Annotated in this window: 12 protein-coding genes; 8 read left to right on the top strand and 4 right to left on the bottom strand. The window is 74.9% G+C overall.

Features of this window, described 5'->3' with window-relative positions; all coding sequences use genetic code 11:
- The first annotated feature begins 28 nt into the window (after nucleotides 1–28).
- The 3 genes from AOM46_RS29970 to AOM46_RS29960 are packed head-to-tail and all read left to right on the top strand — an operon-like array spanning nucleotide 29 to nucleotide 2,495.
- Nucleotides 29–871 (top strand): carbohydrate ABC transporter permease, encoded by an 843-nt coding sequence (locus AOM46_RS29970; protein ID WP_062217620.1) that lies wholly within the window; start codon nucleotides 29–31, stop codon nucleotides 869–871.
- A complete protein-coding gene (locus AOM46_RS29965) occupies nucleotides 868–1,527 on the top strand; it encodes a bifunctional 4-hydroxy-2-oxoglutarate aldolase/2-dehydro-3-deoxy-phosphogluconate aldolase (RefSeq protein ID WP_062217617.1) in 660 nt (219 codons plus the stop codon). Before AOM46_RS29970 ends, AOM46_RS29965 begins: the two co-directional genes overlap by 4 nt.
- Entirely contained in the window at nucleotides 1,524–2,495 is a 972-nt protein-coding gene (locus AOM46_RS29960) for a sugar kinase (RefSeq protein WP_062217614.1), read from the top strand. The genes AOM46_RS29965 and AOM46_RS29960 overlap by 4 nt, the downstream gene beginning before the upstream one ends.
- A 37-nt stretch (nucleotides 2,496–2,532) precedes the next feature.
- Here AOM46_RS29960 and AOM46_RS29955 read toward each other — a convergent pair whose 3' ends face one another.
- The 4 genes from AOM46_RS29955 to AOM46_RS29940 form a co-directional block, all read right to left on the bottom strand.
- The gene (locus tag AOM46_RS29955; RefSeq protein WP_062217611.1) at nucleotides 2,533–6,618 is read right to left on the bottom strand and encodes a non-ribosomal peptide synthetase; all 4,086 of its coding nucleotides are present in this window, start codon (nucleotides 6,616–6,618) and stop codon (nucleotides 2,533–2,535) included.
- Nucleotides 6,615–6,848, bottom strand: coding sequence for a phosphopantetheine-binding protein (locus tag AOM46_RS29950; protein ID WP_062217608.1), 234 nt, complete (start codon nucleotides 6,846–6,848; stop codon nucleotides 6,615–6,617). The genes AOM46_RS29955 and AOM46_RS29950 overlap by 4 nt, the downstream gene beginning before the upstream one ends.
- Before the next feature lie 172 nt (nucleotides 6,849–7,020).
- Nucleotides 7,021–7,875 carry an LPXTG cell wall anchor domain-containing protein gene (locus AOM46_RS29945; protein ID WP_062217605.1) on the bottom strand — a complete coding sequence of 285 codons (855 nt, stop codon included), beginning with the start codon at nucleotides 7,873–7,875 and terminating at the stop codon, nucleotides 7,021–7,023.
- Nucleotides 7,876–7,969: 94 nt separating this feature from the next.
- The gene (locus AOM46_RS29940) at nucleotides 7,970–9,028 is read right to left on the bottom strand and encodes an ABC transporter substrate-binding protein (RefSeq protein ID WP_062217602.1); all 1,059 of its coding nucleotides are present in this window, start codon (nucleotides 9,026–9,028) and stop codon (nucleotides 7,970–7,972) included.
- Nucleotides 9,029–9,161: 133 nt separating this feature from the next.
- Here AOM46_RS29940 and AOM46_RS34850 point away from each other — a divergent pair, with 133 nt between their 5' ends.
- The 5 genes from AOM46_RS34850 (at nucleotide 9,162) to AOM46_RS29915 (ending at nucleotide 15,450) form a co-directional block, all read left to right on the top strand.
- Nucleotides 9,162–10,376 carry a hypothetical protein gene (locus tag AOM46_RS34850; protein ID WP_062217599.1) on the top strand — a complete coding sequence of 405 codons (1,215 nt, stop codon included), beginning with the start codon at nucleotides 9,162–9,164 and terminating at the stop codon, nucleotides 10,374–10,376.
- A 133-nt stretch (nucleotides 10,377–10,509) separates the two neighbouring features.
- Nucleotides 10,510–11,745 (top strand): WxL protein peptidoglycan domain-containing protein, encoded by a 1,236-nt coding sequence (locus AOM46_RS29930; RefSeq protein ID WP_062217596.1) that lies wholly within the window; start codon nucleotides 10,510–10,512, stop codon nucleotides 11,743–11,745.
- Nucleotides 11,742–13,313 (top strand): sortase, encoded by a 1,572-nt coding sequence (locus AOM46_RS29925; protein ID WP_062217593.1) that lies wholly within the window; start codon nucleotides 11,742–11,744, stop codon nucleotides 13,311–13,313. Before AOM46_RS29930 ends, AOM46_RS29925 begins: the two co-directional genes overlap by 4 nt.
- Nucleotides 13,310–14,389, top strand: coding sequence for an iron ABC transporter permease (locus AOM46_RS29920; RefSeq protein ID WP_067226716.1), 1,080 nt, complete (start codon nucleotides 13,310–13,312; stop codon nucleotides 14,387–14,389). Before AOM46_RS29925 ends, AOM46_RS29920 begins: the two co-directional genes overlap by 4 nt.
- Nucleotides 14,386–15,450, top strand: coding sequence for an iron chelate uptake ABC transporter family permease subunit (locus AOM46_RS29915; protein WP_062217590.1), 1,065 nt, complete (start codon nucleotides 14,386–14,388; stop codon nucleotides 15,448–15,450). Before AOM46_RS29920 ends, AOM46_RS29915 begins: the two co-directional genes overlap by 4 nt.
- The last annotated feature ends 134 nt before the right edge of the window (nucleotides 15,451–15,584 follow it).

The following is a 15,584-nucleotide window of genomic DNA, read 5'->3' as shown; positions in this document are numbered from 1 at the left end:
ACCGGCCCTTCTCACCACAGGAGCACCCATGTCCACCACACTCTCCCGCCCCCGCAGGTGGTCCCTGCTCGCCCTGGCGATCGCGGTCACCGCCGTGCTGATGTTCCCCGTCTACTGGATGATCATGACCTCGATCGTCCCCTCCGAACGGCTGCTGGTCTCCGATCCGCCGCTGGTCCCGCCCGCCGACGTCGCCTCGGTCGACGCCTACCGCACCGTGCTCAGCGATGTGCCCGTGCTGAAGTGGCTGTGGAACTCCGTGGTCACCACCCTGGGCGCCGCCGTCATCTCCACGGTGATCAGCACGCTCGGCGGCTACAGCCTCTCCCGCTTCCGCACCAGGGGCCAGCAGACGATGGGCTTCGCCCTGCTGTTCAGCCGGATGCTGCCGGGCACGCTGCTGATCATTCCGATCTTTGTGCTCTTCGCCAACTTCGGCATGGTCAACAACCTGTGGTCGGTCACCCTGGTCAATATCGCGGCCACCGTTCCGTTCACGACCTGGCTGATGAAGGGCTTTGTCGACGCCGTTCCGGTCGAGATCGAACAGGCCGCGATGATCGACGGCTGCGGACGGGCGGGGGCGCTGTGGCGGGTGATCGTCCCCCTGCTCAAGCCCGGCATCGCCGCGACCTTCACCTATGCCTCGATCCTCACCTGGGGCGACTTCCTCTTCGCCCGCACCCTGATGGGCAACCCCGACGGCTGGACCGTCACCGTCGGCATCGCCTCCTTCATCGGCGAGTTCAGCGTCGACTGGTCCGGGCTGATGGCCGTCGGACTGATCTCGATGGTGCCGATGGTCGTGCTCTTCCTGCTGCTCGAACCGTTCCTGACCAAGGGGATGGCGACGGGATCGGTGAAGGGATGAACGCCGGGAACAGCGGACACGCGTGCCCGACGGGCGTCGTCGCCATCGTGCGGCTGAACACCGCCCCGCCCGACGAGATCCGCACCGCCCTGGTGGACGCCGGCGTACCGGCGTTGGAGGTCACCCTCACCACCCCGGGGGCCGAGGCGGCCATCGCGCGGTGGCGGGAGTCGGGCGGCGCCGCCTCGGTCGGCGCCGGGACCGTGCGCACCCCCGACGAGGCGCGCCGCGCGGTGCGGTGCGGGGCGCAGTTCCTGGTCACCCCGACCACCTCGCCGGCGGTGCTCGACCTCGCCGGCGAGGCCGGGGTGCCGGTGCTCTGCGGCGCGATGACCCCGACCGAGATCGACACGGCCTGGCGGCTGGGCGCCGCCGCCGTCAAGGTGTTCCCCGTCGACGCGCTCGGCGGAGCGGCCTATGTCAGGGCCGTCCGGGCGCCGCTCGGGGACGTCCCGCTGGTACCGACCGGCGGCGTCGACGCGCGCGCCACCCGCGCCTACGCGGCCCTCGGCTGCCGGGCCGTCGGCGTCGGCGGCCACCTCGTCTCCGACCGCCTCACCGCGACCGGCGACTTCGAGGGGCTGCGCACCCGGGCCGCCGAGCTGACCGCCGCCTGGCACGCCGGCGGCATCGAGCACGCGGGGGAGGCACCGTGACCTGGCCGCCGGCGCCCGAACCGCTCGGCACCCGGCTGGACGTCGTCGGGGTCGGCGAGGCCATGCTCCTCCTCCAGGCGCCGCCGCCCTCGCCGATCGAGGAGGCCGAGGCGCTGTCGGTCTCGGTCGCCGGGGCCGAGCTGAACGTGTGCGCCGCCGTCGCCAGGTTCGGCGGCCGGGCCGCGTTCCTCTCCGCCGTCGGGGCGGACGCCCCCGGGCGTCGGGTGCGGCGCGCCGTGCGGGACCTCGGCGTCGACGACACCCTGGTCGCCGACGACCCCGACCGCCCGACCGGCCTGTTCCTGCGCGAGACGCCCGCCGACGGGAGGCGGCGCGTGACCTACTACCGCGCCGGCTCGGCCGCAGCCGCCCTCGACGCCTCCGCCGCCGACCGCGTCGACCCGGGCAACGCCCCACGTTCCGTGGTGGTTTCGGGACTGACCGCCTCGCTCGGCGCCGGCCCCCGGCGGCTGCTGGAACGGCTGGTCAGGGAGGCCGGCGACGCGGGCACCGCGGTGGTGCTCGATGTGAACCTGCGCCCCGCCCTCGGCATCGACGCGGCGCTGGCCACGATGCGGCGCCTGCTCCCGCTGGTCGATCTCCTTCTGCTCGGTGACGACGAGTCGGGGCCGCTGTTCGGCACCACGGACCCCGTGGAGGTACTGGCCGCCGCCACCGCCGCCGGGGTCGGCGAAACGGTGCTCAAGGGCGGCGAACGCGGCTGCTGGCTCCGGGACGAGGGGCCGCGTCACGTCCCGGCGCACCCCACGCGGGTGCGGGACACCGTGGGCGCGGGCGACGCCTTCCTCGGCGCGTTCCTCGCGGGGCGGCTCGCCGGTGCCCGCCCCCTCGCCGCCGCACGGCTGGGCGCCCGGATCGCCGCCGGGGTCGTCGCCCACACCGGCGACACCGAGGGGCTGCCGGAGCGGGGCACCGCCCACCGGCTCCTGACGGCGGCCCTCGACTGACCGCCGGCCCCGACCGTTCCCCGGCCCCGACCGACCGTCAGCGTCCCGCCCCGGCCGGGCCCGTCAGGGGCAGCAGCCCGGCGAGCAGGCCGAGCCCCGGGGCGCGGACCAGATCGGGGTGGCGGCCGGCGAAGGGCACCGCACGGACCGCGCCGGCGCAGGCATGCGCCCACAGCTCGGCCGAGAAGGGTTCCGGGCCGCTGGAACCGGTGGCGTGCACCACCGTCAGATCGCCCTTCACCACCGGCTCCACATGCGTACGCAACGCCCTGACATGTCCGGCCACCACGGTCGGCAGCGCCTCCAGCACGCCGGCCGGCACGGTGGCCAGCGCGGAACCGGCGGCCCGCAGGGCCGTCAGAACCGCGTCGACGGTGAGCCGGCCGCCGGCCCGTTCCGCCGCCGTGGCCAGCGCGTCCGCGTCGAGCCCGCCCATGGTGGCCAACGCCCGGGCGGTGTCCACGTCGTCGGGCGGCGGCAGCGCGCGCCAGGCCGCCGCCGGATAGGAGTCCAACAGGGTCAGCGAGGCCACCGGGAAGCCGGCGGCGCCGGCCTGGGCGGCGACGGCGTGCGCGATCACCCCGCCGACCGACCAGCCGACCAGATGCACCGGCCGCCCGTCGGCGATCCGCGCGGTCTCCTCCCCATAGCGTCCGGCCAGCTCCGTCAGGCTCCGCCCGGCGGCCGCCGGCTCGCCGAACACCGGCGACTGGAGCCCGAACAGGGCGATATCGGGCGGCAGATGGCGCAGCACCGGGGCATAGCACCACGCCAGGCCACCGGCCGGATGGACACACACCACCACCTCCCGCCCGGCGGGCCGCAGCGGCAGCACGACGCCGGTGCCGGGGCCGTCGGCGTCGGCCCGGGGGCCCTCGTCGACCAGGGCGACCAGCCGGTCCAACGAGCCACCGGCGAAGACGTCCGCGAGTTCGACGCGTCCCGGGCCGAGCGGCCGTAGCGCCGCGACCAGCCGGGCCGCCTTGAGCGAATCGCCCCCCACCGCGAAGAAGCTGTCCTCCGGCGAGAAGGCGTCGTGCCCCAACACCCGGGCCACCGCGCCGCGCACGGCCGCCGTCGACCGGCCGGCCCGCTCGGACCAGGCCCGTCCGGGATCGACCGCCGTCGAACGGTGCGCGCCCGCCGAGGCGACCAGCTCGGCGGCACGTCCGGTGTCCAGCTTGCCGTGCCGGGTGGTCGGCAGCGCGTCGGTCACCACGACGCGCGGCACCAGGGCGGCCGGGAGCAGCGCGGCGAGGCGTTCCCGGAGCGGACCGGCCTCGTCCGGCGCCCCTGTGGCGGTCACCACCAGGGCGGCGAGGCCCAGATCGCCCGCCGCGTCCGCGAGCGCCAGCACGGTGGCCGTGACGACGGCCGGATCGGCCGCCAACCTGGCCTCGATCTCGCCGAGTTCGACGCGTTGGCCACGGATCTTGACCTGCCGGTCGGAACGCCCCAGATACTCCAGGACGCCGGGCTCCCCGTCCGCCGACGCCCGCCACCGCGCCCGGTCGCCGGTGCGGTACCAGCGTGTCGCCCCGCCGGTGCCCGCGACGCCGGGGTCGAGGGTGACGAAGCGGTCCGCCGTCAGATCGGGCCTGCCCAGATAGCCGGTGGCCAACTGGACGCCGCAGACCCATAGTTCACCGACGCCGCCGGGCGGCAGCTCCCGGCCCGCCGCGTCGAGCACCGCGACCCTGGTGTTCCACACCGGCCCGCCGATCGGCACGGACCCGGCATCGGGCGACGGGCGCGGAGCCCGGCCCGAGCCACCGTCCCACCAGGTGACGTCGATGGCGGCCTCGGTCGGGCCGTAGAGGTTGACCAGCCGGGCCGCCGGCAGGAGCCGGTGGACCGCCAGCACGGAGCCCGCGTCCAGGGCCTCGCCCGAGCACAGGACACGACGCAGCAGCGGCGCGACCCGGCGGCGGTCCTCGTCGGCCGCCCGCAGATGCGCGCAGGTCTCCCGCAGCATCGAGGGCACGAAGTGCAGGGTGGTGACGCCGTGTCGGGCCACCGCCGCCGCGATGGCGGCCGGGTCGCGGTGCGCGCCCGGAGCGAGCAGCGCGAGGGAGGCGCCGGCGAGCAGCGGCCAGAAGAACTCCCAGACCGAGACGTCGAAGGTGGCCGGCGTCTTCTGCAACACCACGTCGTCGGGCCCCAGGGGAAGGGCGTGCTGTGTCCACAGCAGGCGGTTGACGATGCCCTGGTGCGGCACCACCACCCCCTTGGGCGCGCCGGTGGAACCCGAGGTGAAGAGCACATAGGCCGGATCGGACGGGGACAGCGGCCGCCGTGGCGTCACCCGTCCGGCCACCGGGACGTCGCCCTCGTCGCCCTCGTCCGCCGGCGGCACCTCCACCACCGGTCCGTGGGCGCGCAGCGCGGGGCCGTGCGGACCGGCGAGCACCCCCGGCCCCGCCAGGACGGCGAGGGGCGCCGCCTGGTCGAGCAGTTCCCCGGTGCGCGCCGGGGGCGCGTCCGGATCGAGCGGCAGAAACGCGGCGCCCGCCTCCAGGACGGCGAGCAGCGCCGTCACCAGCTCGGGGCCGCGCGGCGCGGCGACCGCGACGATCCCGCCCGGCCCGACGCCGAGTTCGGTCAGGGTGTGCGCCAACGCGCGGGACCGCCCGGCGAGCGCGGCGCGTGACATCCGCCCGCCGTCCCAGCGCAGCGCGGGCGCCGGCCCCGGGGTGTCGAGCGCCTCGGCGAGCAGATCGGCGAGGGTGCGGTCCGGCACCGGATGGTCGGTGGCGTTCCACCGGGCCAGCCGCGCCCGTTCGCCGTCCGTCGCCACCGGGAGGTGGCCACGGCCGTCCGGTCGACGCCCCCTGGTGCCGGCGGCGGCCCGGCGCAGCCGCAGCAGCAGCCGCCGGTGGTGGGCCCGTGCCTCGTCCTCGGTGCAGGCGTCGGGGTTGGCGTCGAGGACCACCCGCAGGTCGCCGGTCGACTCCTCGGCGGTGACGGTGATCTCGACATCCTCCACGGGTCCGGTGGCCAGATGCTGCACCCGGCCCGTCAACTCGCCGAAACGCAGGGCGGTGTCGAACGGTTTGAGGTTGATCCGGGTGGCCCGCGTCCAGGCCGGCACGGCCTGCCCGTCGCCGAGGAACCTGGCGACGGCCTCGGCCCTGGCGCCCTGGTGGTCCCTGGCCCGCCGCAGCCGTTCGGCGACCTCGCCGGCCAGCTCGGCCAGGGGGCGCCCCGGGTCCACCGCCAGGCGCAGCGGGAGGACATTGACCTGGGTGCCGACCGAACGCAGGGCGGCCGGCGAGGCGCGTCCGGTCAACGGCAGCCCGAGGAGCACGTCCCCGGTGCCCGTCATGGCGGCCGCGTAGTCGGCGTGGGCGGCGGCGACCAGCGCCGGCCAGGAGGCCCCGGTGGCGGTCGCCGCCGCCTTGAGCCGGTCGGTGTGCTCGGGGCCGAGATGGGCGACGAGGTGGTGCCGGTGGCGCGCGGGGGCCGCGTCGCGGCCGAGCCGGGTCGGACGGTCGGCGCCCGCCAACTGCCGCGCCCAGTACTCCAGATCGGCGGCATGCCCCGGGCCGGCCAGCCAGCTCTCCTCGGCGGCCAGCACTTCGTGCGGGGTGGCGATCCGGGGCGGGGGCGGCGCCTGACCGCGCCGCTCCGCCGTGTAGATCCTGGCGGCGCGCTGCTCGACAAGACCGAACGCGTAGGCGTCGGCGAGCAGATGATGGATCCGCAGAAACCACAGGTCACGGTCGCGCAGCCGCAGCAGCACGCTGTCCACCAGCCGGGCGTCCGGCGCCAGCGGATCCTGGGCGACGGTCAGCTGCTCGCCCATCCAGGACCGGGCCGCGGCCTCGTCGTCCGGCCGGTCGCGCAGATCGCGCAGCCGGGTGCGGGGGGCCAGTTCGGGCGGGGCGATGGTCTGGCCCGGCACGCCGTCGACGACCGCGAAGCGGGCCCGCAGCCCCACCGCCTCGGCGAGCGAACGGTCCACCGCGCGGCGGAACGCCTCGGCCTCGACCCGTCCCGACAGCTCGACGTACTCGGCGCATTCGAACGCCGGGTTGGCCGGGTCCAGGGCCACGGCGAACCAGATGGCGAGCTGGGCACGGGTGAGGGGCAGCGTCTCCCGCTCCCGGGGGTCTCCGCTCACCGGTCGTCGGCGAGCAGCGCCGTCCACGCCGCGAGGGTCGGCTCCTGGAGGTAGTCGATAAAGCCCGCCTCGCCGCCCTGGGCCCGCCACCGTTCGACGAGCGACATCAGCCGCACCGAGTCAAGGCCCTCGTCGAAGAGATGGGCCTCGTCCGGGACTTCGTGGCCCAGCAGCTCGTACACATCCGCGCGCAGCTGCGCCGGGGTCAGGACGGGGGGCTCGGCGGACATCGGATCGGCCTCCGGGGCGATGAGGGGGTTACGGGGTTACGGGGTTACGGGGAAACGGGCGCTGCGGGCGACGGGACGGGTGTGGGCGGGGACGGAGCCCCGCCCACACCAAATTCAGGTAAGGCTAACCTAAGAAGTGCGGATGCGGGTGCGGGAATCGGGCCCGGACGCCTCACTCCGCGGGAGCGCGCCGCCGGCGCACCGCCCGGTCCACCACAAAGATCCCGGCCGCACCGGCCGCCAACGCCGCGGCCCAGGTCAGGGCCGACGAATCGTCGACGCCGGTCTCCGGCAGCCGTCCCCCCGAGCCCGCCTCGGCGCCGGCGCTCCCGGCCGTGCCACTCGCGTCGGAGCCGCCGCTGTCGCCCGCGCCGCCCGCGTCCGAGCCGCCGCTGTCACCCGAACCTCCCGCGTCCGAACCACCGGAGTCCGAACCGCCGTTGTCCCCCGAGCCGCCGTCGGCGCCGGAGTCGGAGCCACCGGAGTCGGCCGCGCCGTCGTCGACCAGCTCGACAAAGGCGTGCAACGACCGGGCCGGGGCGTCGTCCTCGCCGTCCGTGGCCGCCGCACCGGTGAGGAACCGCAGCCAGAAGCGCTCGGCGCCGTACTCGCTCCGGTACGCGTCCAGGGTGGCCTGGTCGGGGATGGTGACCTCGCCGCTGAGGTTCCCCTCGTCGTCGGCGACAAAGCTGCCGCCGATCAGGTCCACATCGTTGAAGCGCAGGTTGACGGTCTGTCCCCTGCCGTCGACATCCCGCACGAACCCGGTGCCGGTGAAGGTGACGGTGCCGCCGGGGGCCACCGGGCCCGAGGTGATGGTCACCGTCCGACCGGCCGGGTTGCCGCACAGCGGGAGCCTGCCGCGTATCGCGGTGGTCGGATCGGACTGGCAGTCGTCGTCGGCCGCCGGCCACGCGGTGGACACCGTGGCCGGCGCGGCGGCGGCCGGCGCCGCGCCCAGGGCCAGCAACGCGCCGGTCCCCAGGGCCAGGGCGGTGCGCGTCGTACGGGGGAGGCGTCGTCTCATCGGTACTCCAGATGCGTCGGGCCCGGGCGTTCCGGGTCGCGGGTTCGGGTCGGGAAACTGCGCGAGGCGCGTGCGGGGGAAGTGGGGTGAGGCGTCACTCGGCGAGGTGGTCCGCCACGTCGTCGAGGATCCGTTGGGCGGCCAGCGGGCCGCCGGCGCTGCCCCAGGCGGTGCCGTCCACCGGCACGATCCGGTCGGCCTGGTAGACGTCCAACTCGGTGAAGCCGACCGCGAGTTCGGCGGCCCGGCGCAGCGCCTCCGCGCTCGCCTCCACCCCGGTCTCGCCGCCCCCGTCCTCGGCCGTCGCGGGGCCCGCGGCGCCGCCGAGGGTGCAGAAGAACATCCAGTCGCCGTCGAGGATCCCGACGTTCTCGATGCTCACCTGCTCGGAGTGGCCGTTGCCCTCGATGTTCTGCGCCTCGGGCCTGGTCAGCCCCAGATCGCCGAGCACCATCGCGGGGAAGGTGGACTGCGGCAGGAACGCGCCGCTGGCCAGTCCCCAGCGCACGATCGAAACGCGCGCCCCGGCGTTGGCGCCGAGCGCGGCGGTGACCTCCTCGACCCGCAGCGCGTAGTCGGCGATAAAGGCGTCGGCGGCCTCGCTCTCGCCGAGGGCGTCGGCGACGGCACGCAGCCCGGTGCGCCAGTCGGCGTTGCCGGCCTCGCCGATCCACAGGGTCGGGGCGATGTCCTGGAGCTTCCCGATGAGCACATCGTCGTTGACGGCGGTCCCGTCGACGAGGATCAGCTCCGGGTCGAGCCGGACGATCTCCTCCAGGTTGGGCGCGGTGAGTTGACCCACGACGGTGGCCTCGGCGGCGCCGGCCGGCAGATAGCTCGCCACCTGGCTGCTCTGCCCGCGCGCGGCGGCCGTGCCCACCGGTGTGACGCCGAGCGCGAGCGCCGCGTCGAGGGTCGGTTCGCTCAGCGTCACCACGCGCGTCGGCTCGGAGGGGATGTCCACGGACCGCCCCCGGGCGTCGGTGACGCTTCGGGTGTCCTCGGTGGTCGTCGGTGTCTCGTCGTTCGCGGCGAGACCGCAACTTGCGAGGAGCAGGGCGGATATGACGGCGCAGAGCGTGGCGCGGAGCGGATGGGGTCTGGTGCGGCCGGCCGGCGCCCGCACCGGGGACACCCGGACGTTGGTAGGCATGTAGGTTAGCCTAACCTAACCTCGTTGGCGCGTTCCTGGGCGGAGCGGTGCCGTCCGTCGCACCGTCGGCCCGGGGGACCGCCCCCGGTGGGCGGGGCGCGCATCGTGAAAGGGGCAGAAGGAGTTGTCGTCCATGTATCAGACAAGAAGACGGCCCGGCCGGGTGGCGGGTGTGCTCGCCGCCGCGGTCGGGCTCCTCGCGACCGGCCTGATAGCAGGTCAACCGGCCCACGCGGCCGGCGATCCCATCTCCGTCGAGGGTCGTGGTGCCCTGGCCGGCCGGACCCTGACGATCTCCGGGGACACCTTCGTCCCCGGCGAGGAGATCACCGTCAGCGGCTCGGGATGGCTCAAGCGGGACGGGGAACACGGTTCGGTCCTCGGGCTGAAGGTCATGGCGACCGAGGACGCCACCCAGTTCCGACGGGTGGCGCCCTATCAGCAGACCGTGCCCGACACCGACACCCGTCCCGGCACCATCGGCGGCACCGCCTCGCAACTCGGCCAGGGCGCCTGGGTGCTGGTGAACGCCGAGGCCGACAGCGGTGACTTCGAGATCAGCTTCGAGCTGCCGGACGGCACGACCTCCGGCAGCCCCAACTCCTCGGACGTCGCCTTCGAACCGGGCTCCTACTACATCCAGCTGCTCACCGGCAGCTATGGCGGGCTGGACCCGGAGACCCTGGAGCCCTACGACGTCCAGGGCATGCTCGGGTACTTCACCAGCCCCGAGTTCTACGACACCCGCTTCACCGTGCTCGCCGAGCACACCGACCCGACGGATCCCACGGACCCGACGGATCCCACGGATCCCACGGATCCCACGGATCCCACGGACCCGACGGACCCGACCGATCCGACGGATCCCGGTGGCGGTGACTCGGTCGGCGTCGACATCGGCGTCGATGTCGCCACCGACGGCGGGCTGTCCCTCAACATCGCCGACTCCTCCGTCGACCTTGGCGAGGCCCAGCTCAACCCCGGTGTCGACGCCCTGACCGCGAGCGGGTACCTCCCGCTGGTCACGGTGACCGACACCCGTTCGGCCGACCCCGGTTGGAACGTCGTCGGCAAGGTGTCGGACTTCGCCGGCCCCGACGGCGCCACCGTCGACGGCCGGTACCTCGGTTGGCGTCCCGAGGTCGTGTCCACCGGCGACGGGCGGGATGTCGTCGCCGGGGACCGGGTGGCGGCGGGAACCGGCCTCGGCGCCGGCGCCCTCCTCGCCCGCACCGACCCCGGCGCGGGACGCGCTACGGCCGAGGTGGGCGCGAGCCTGCGGTTCGCCGCCCCCACCACCACGGTGCCCGGTGCCTACACCGCCACCGTGACCCTCACCCTCTCCTGAGACGGTGAACGGGCGCGCCGCCCGCCCGGCGCCCGTGCCCCACGGCACCGGCTGAACGGCGCGCCCCCTTCTTCCTCCGGAACTCTCCGGTCCCTCCTCGGAACTCTCCGGCCAGCCCCAACTGGAGCCCCCTGTGCCCCTCGCCTTCTCCCCGCGCGCGACGCGGGCGCCGGCGCGGCGTCTCGCCGCGCCGGCGGTGATCCTGCTCATCCTGCTGGGGTTCCAGCTCGGCGCCCCGCTCGCCCAGGCGGACGACGCCGAGGAACCGGAGCCCACCAGCTGGCAGGTCCAGCCGTCAGGCCCCGAAGGGCCAGGCGAACGGCCCTACTTCGTGCACGATGTCGACGCCGGCGCGGTGGTCGACGATGTCGTCGGCATCAGCAACCACTCCGAACACCCCATCACCCTCCGGGTGTTCGGAACGGACGCGCTGAACACCCCGGAGGGCGACTTCGACCTGCTCGCCACCGCCGAGGCCCCGGTGGACGTGGGCGCCTGGATCAGCGTCGCGTCCGAACAGGTGGCGTCCGACGGCTCGGTGACGGTGCCCGCGCGCTCCCGCGTGGATCTCCCGTTCCGCGTCACCGTCCCGGAGAACGCGACGCCCGGCGACCATGTCGGGGGCGTGGTGACCTCGCTGCCCAGCGTGCGGACCACGGACGACGGCCAGGAGGTTCTGGTCGACGCGCGGGTGGCCGCCCGGGTGTATCTGACGGTGCGGGGCGAGCTGGAACCCCGTCTTGAGATCGAGGACCTTGAGGTCCGCCATGTCGGCGGCTGGTGGAACCCGTTCGACGGCCGGATCGAGATGAGTTGGAGCGTGCGCAACACCGGCAACGTCCGGCTGGCCGGGGAGCAGGAGATCGGGGCGGCCGGCGTGGCCGGCTGGGGGCGGACCACCACCACCGTCGAACTCCCCGAGGTGCTGCCGGGCAATGTCGTCGAGCAGCGGGCGGTCCTGGACGGGGTGCCGGCCGGGGTGCGTCTTGAGGTCGACGGCCTGCTGCGTCCGGTCGACACCACGGACCGTTTCGACGAGGACCTGGATGCCCAGGGGTTCGGCACGGCGCTCTGGGTCGTGCCCTGGCTGCTCGTCCTCGCCCTGGCCCTGCTCGGCGGGGTGGTCTGGCTCCTGCTCTGGCGCCGGCGCCGTCGCAACGCCGTCATCGCCGAACTGCGGGCGAAACTGCGGGAGAAGACGGACGCGGAGGACCCGGCAGCCGATCGGGAAACGGAAGCGAAGCCGAAGCCGGAAGCCGATCCGGAACCGGGCCCGGAAACCGAAACCGAAACCGAAACCGAAACGGGAACGGAAACGGAAACGGGAACGGGAACCGACCCGGGCGCGGCCCCGGGCCGGACGCCATGAGAGCCCCCTGGGTCCGCCTGGTGGCGGTGTGTCTGCTGGCCGTGTCGGGCGTGGTGTTCCGGGGCGCGGCATGGGCGGACGAGACCGAGCCGGCGGCCGAGCCGACGATCCAGACCGACTCCACCAGCATCACGCTGGGGGAGCGGGTGAACGTCACCCTCGCCGGCTGGCCCGCCGGGCTGGTCGCCGTCTCGTTCTGCGGCGAGCGCGCCGAACAGGGCTCCGCCGACTGCGCGGTGGCGGCGTCGACCACCGTCACGGTCGGCGCGGACGGCACCGGCAGCGGTGATCTCCTGGCGGTGGCGCCGCCGGGCGGCTGCCCCTGCGTGCTGCGCGGCCAGACCCTCACCGGCGGGATCAGCGCGGTCCTCCCGGTGGCCGTCCCCGAAGCGCCGGTCGCCGACCCGGACGACCCCGGAACGGACACCGGGACCGACGGCGAGGGCGAGACGGCGCCGCCCCGGGTGGTCGTCGCCTCGGCCGTGGACGGGCCCTCCGGCTGGCGGGACCGGCTGCTGGGCGCCGTGTTGGGCCACCGTTCCTACACCCTGACCGTCACCGTGCAGAACACCGGCACCGTGGAACTGCCGGCCCGCACCGTCCAGGTCCTGGCCGGCCGCAACGAACTGGGCGGCAGCCCCGTCGGCGAGGTGGACGTCGCCGCCGTAGCACCCGGCGGGAGCGCGACCTACTCCATCCCGGTGTCGCTGGACGGGCTGGTGGCCGGCCGCTATGTGCTGCACGGCGCGGTGGACGAGGCCGCCGCCGGCTCCTCGTTCGTGGCCGAGGTGGAGTCCTGGCCATGGGTCCTTCCGCTGCTCGCGCTCTTCGCCGTCGTCTGGGTCCTGCTGCGGCGGGCCCGATACCGGGGCGTGCCCGCGCTGTTCGCGCTCGGCGTCGTCGTCCTGGTGGCGGCCCTGGTGCTCGCCGGCCACTGGGGGGCGAAGCGTTGGACGCAGGAGGCGCGCGCCCGGGAGGCGCAGGCCGAGCTGCTGGACCGGTTCGCGCCCCCGCTCGGTTCGACCGGTGCCGCCGCGACGGGTCAGCCCGTGGTGCCCGTGGGGTCCCTGCCGCAGCCGGTCGTCGGCGATCTGGTGGGCGTCCTCCGCTTCCCCGATCTCACCGACGATCCCCAACTCGCGGTGGTGGCCGGGGTGTCCCTCGACCAGCTCGGCCGGGGGCCGGGCCACTACCCGGGAACGGCGCTGCCCGGCGAGATCGGCAACGCGGTGGTCGCCGGGCACAACAACCGCTCCGGTCCCGGCGGTCCCTTCGACCGGCTGACCGAGGTGGCGGCCGGCGACACCGTCCGCTTCGAGACCGCCGTCGGCACCTGGGTGTACACCGTCACGGGGACCCGGGTGGTGGCGCCCACGGAGGTCTCCGTGCTGCTGCCGGTGCGCGACCAGCCGGGCGCCGAGCCGACCACGGCCCAACTCACGCTGATCACCTGCGACTACAGCGAGGGCGCGGCGACCAGGCGGCTGATCGTCGAGGCCGAGATCGTCGATGTCCTGCTGCCGGATGAGGGCTCGGAGGAGGGCTCGGCGGCGGGGGAGACCGGATGACGGCGCCGCCCCGTTCGCCCGAGGCCCCCGGGCGGGCCGTCGAGGCCGCCCCGGTCGGGGAGCGACGTGCCCATCCGGCCTGGATGGTCGTGGTGTTCGGCGTCGTGCTGCTGGTCCTGACGGCGCTGGGCGTGCTCGTCGGCTCCCGGCCGGCGCCGGTCGCCGACGTGGTCGCCGCGCTGCTGGGCGACGAGACGGCGGCGGAACACGATCTGGTGTGGGAACTGCGGCTGCCGCGCACGGTGTTGGCCGTGCTGGTCGGCGCCGCGCTGGGCCTGGCGGGCGCGGTGATGCAGGCGCTGACCCGCAATCCGCTCGCCGATCCGGGCCTGCTCGGGGTGAACGCCGGGGCGGCCGCCGCGGTGGCGGTGGCGCTCGCGCTGTCCTGGGCGTCCTCGGTCGCGATGACGGTGTGGTGGGCGATGGCCGGCGCCGCGCTGGCCTCGGTGGTGGTGCATCTGCTCGGCTCCCGTGGTCTGGACGGCGGCTCACCGACCAAGCTGGTGCTCGCCGGGACCGCGATCAGCGCCGCGCTGGTGGCGTTGACCAATGGTCTGGTGCTCTCCGTGCCACGGGCCTTCGACCAGTTCCGGTTCTGGGCGGTCGGCTCACTGGAGGGCCGGGGCACGGACGTGCTGCTGGACGTGCTGCCGTTCATCGCGGTCGGCATCGGCGGGGCGCTGCTGCTCGGCCGGGGCCTGAACGCGCTGGTGCTCGGCGACGAGCTGGCGCGGACCCTGGGCGCGAACCTGACGTCGATCCGTCTCGCCGGGCTGCTGGTGATCACGCTGCTCTGCGGTGCCGCGACGGCCGCCGCGGGACCGCTCGCCTTCGTCGGGCTGACCGTGCCCCATGTGGCGCGCCGCTGGGCCCGTTCGGACGAGCGGTGGGTGCTGTGGCTGTCCGGGCTGTTGGGCGCCTCGCTGGTGGTGGCGGCCGATCTGGTCGGCCGCGTGGTCGTCCGGCCGGGGGAGTTGGAGGTCGGGATCGTCGCCGCGCTGATCGGGGGCCCCTTCTTCGTCGCCATGGTGCGCCGCGCCGAGCGCGGCGCCAGGCGCCGGGGGGCCGCCGCGTGACGGCCAGGGAAAGCCCCGTCGCCCGGCCCCGGTTCCGCCGCCCGCGCTACGACGGTGCGCGGGCGCGCGAGGCGGCGGTGGTCGTCCTGCTGCTCGCCGCGCTGCTGGTGGTGGCCTCCGCCGCCCTGGTGGTCGGGGAGGTGCCGACCACGCCGGGCGAGGTGTGGTCGGTGGTGACGGGCACCGGTGGGGGCGGCGATCCGCGCGTGCGTCTGGTGGTGGTCGAGTTCCGGCTGCCCAGGGTCGTGGTGGGCGCGCTGGCCGGGCTGGCGCTCGGCGCCTCGGGCTCGGTGTTCCAGAGCCTGACCCGCAACCCGCTGGGCAGCCCCGATGTGGTGGGCTTCACGGCCGGCTCGGCGACCGGCGCCATCCTGGGCATCGTGCTCGCCGGCGGGGGCTCGCTGGCGGTGGCGCTGTTCTCCGTCGCCGGCGGGGTGCTGTGCGCCGCGCTCGTCCTGGCGCTGGTGGCCTCCGCCGGATCCGCGACGGGCCATCAGTTCGTGCTGGTCGGCATCGGCGTCTCGGCGGTGCTCACCGCGTTCAACGGCTATCTGCTCACCCGGGCCTCGCTGGGCGACGCGACCGCCGCCCAGACCTGGCTGGTGGGCAGCCTCAACGGGCGGGGCTGGGAGCACGCGCTGCCGCTGGCCTGCGCCCTGTTGGTGCTGCTGCCGGTAGCGATGGCGGGTCAACAGGTGCTGACCATGATGGAGATGGGGGATGTCACGGCGATCGCGCTGGGCGTGGGGGTCCCCAGGGCGCGGCTGCTGCTGGTGCTGACCGGGGTCGCGCTCACCGCCGCGGCGACCGCGGCGGCCGGGCCGATCGCGTTTGTCGCCCTGGCCGCCCCCCAGCTCGCGCGCCGGCTCACCCGTGGGGTCGGCCCCGGGGTGACGGCCGCCGCCGTGCTGGGGGCGCTGCTGCTGGTGGCGAGCGATCTGGCCGCGCAGCGTCTGCTGGCGCCGATCGTGCTGCCCGTGGGCGTGCTGACGGGCCTGCTCGGCGGCGGCTATCTGGCCTGGCTGTTGTGGGTGGACCGGGGGCGACCCAGGGGGAGTTGAGGGAGGAGATGGCTTTTCGGTGCGGTTTCCACACGGCCGCCAGCACAACCCCCATAAAGTTTTGATAAGGTAAGCCTCACCTAACCTTAGTACCGCACTCGCCTCCTGCGCGCGGAGCCCTCCGCGCGCCAGGT

The organism is Streptomyces sp. NBRC 109706 (assembly GCF_000974485.1).
Classification (GTDB): domain Bacteria; phylum Actinomycetota; class Actinomycetes; order Streptomycetales; family Streptomycetaceae; genus Streptomyces.
The sequence above is the reverse complement of the archived record's forward strand: the minus strand, read 5'-3'. Positions and strand labels throughout refer to the sequence as shown.

Excerpts from the sequence above, each read along its gene's own strand:
- AOM46_RS29940 (WP_062217602.1), bottom strand. The coding sequence starts at position 9,028 with ATGCCTACCAACGTCCGGGTGTCCCCGGTGCGGGCGCCGGCCGGCCGC.
- AOM46_RS29965 (WP_062217617.1), top strand. The coding sequence starts at position 868 with ATGAACGCCGGGAACAGCGGACACGCGTGCCCGACGGGCGTCGTCGCC.
- AOM46_RS29970 (WP_062217620.1), top strand. The coding sequence starts at position 29 with ATGTCCACCACACTCTCCCGCCCCCGCAGGTGGTCCCTGCTCGCCCTG.
- AOM46_RS29945 (WP_062217605.1), bottom strand. The coding sequence starts at position 7,875 with ATGAGACGACGCCTCCCCCGTACGACGCGCACCGCCCTGGCCCTGGGG.
- AOM46_RS29925 (WP_062217593.1), top strand. The coding sequence starts at position 11,742 with ATGAGAGCCCCCTGGGTCCGCCTGGTGGCGGTGTGTCTGCTGGCCGTG.
- AOM46_RS29950 (WP_062217608.1), bottom strand. The coding sequence starts at position 6,848 with ATGTCCGCCGAGCCCCCCGTCCTGACCCCGGCGCAGCTGCGCGCGGAT.
- AOM46_RS29920 (WP_067226716.1), top strand. The coding sequence starts at position 13,310 with ATGACGGCGCCGCCCCGTTCGCCCGAGGCCCCCGGGCGGGCCGTCGAG.
- AOM46_RS34850 (WP_062217599.1), top strand. The coding sequence starts at position 9,162 with ATGTATCAGACAAGAAGACGGCCCGGCCGGGTGGCGGGTGTGCTCGCC.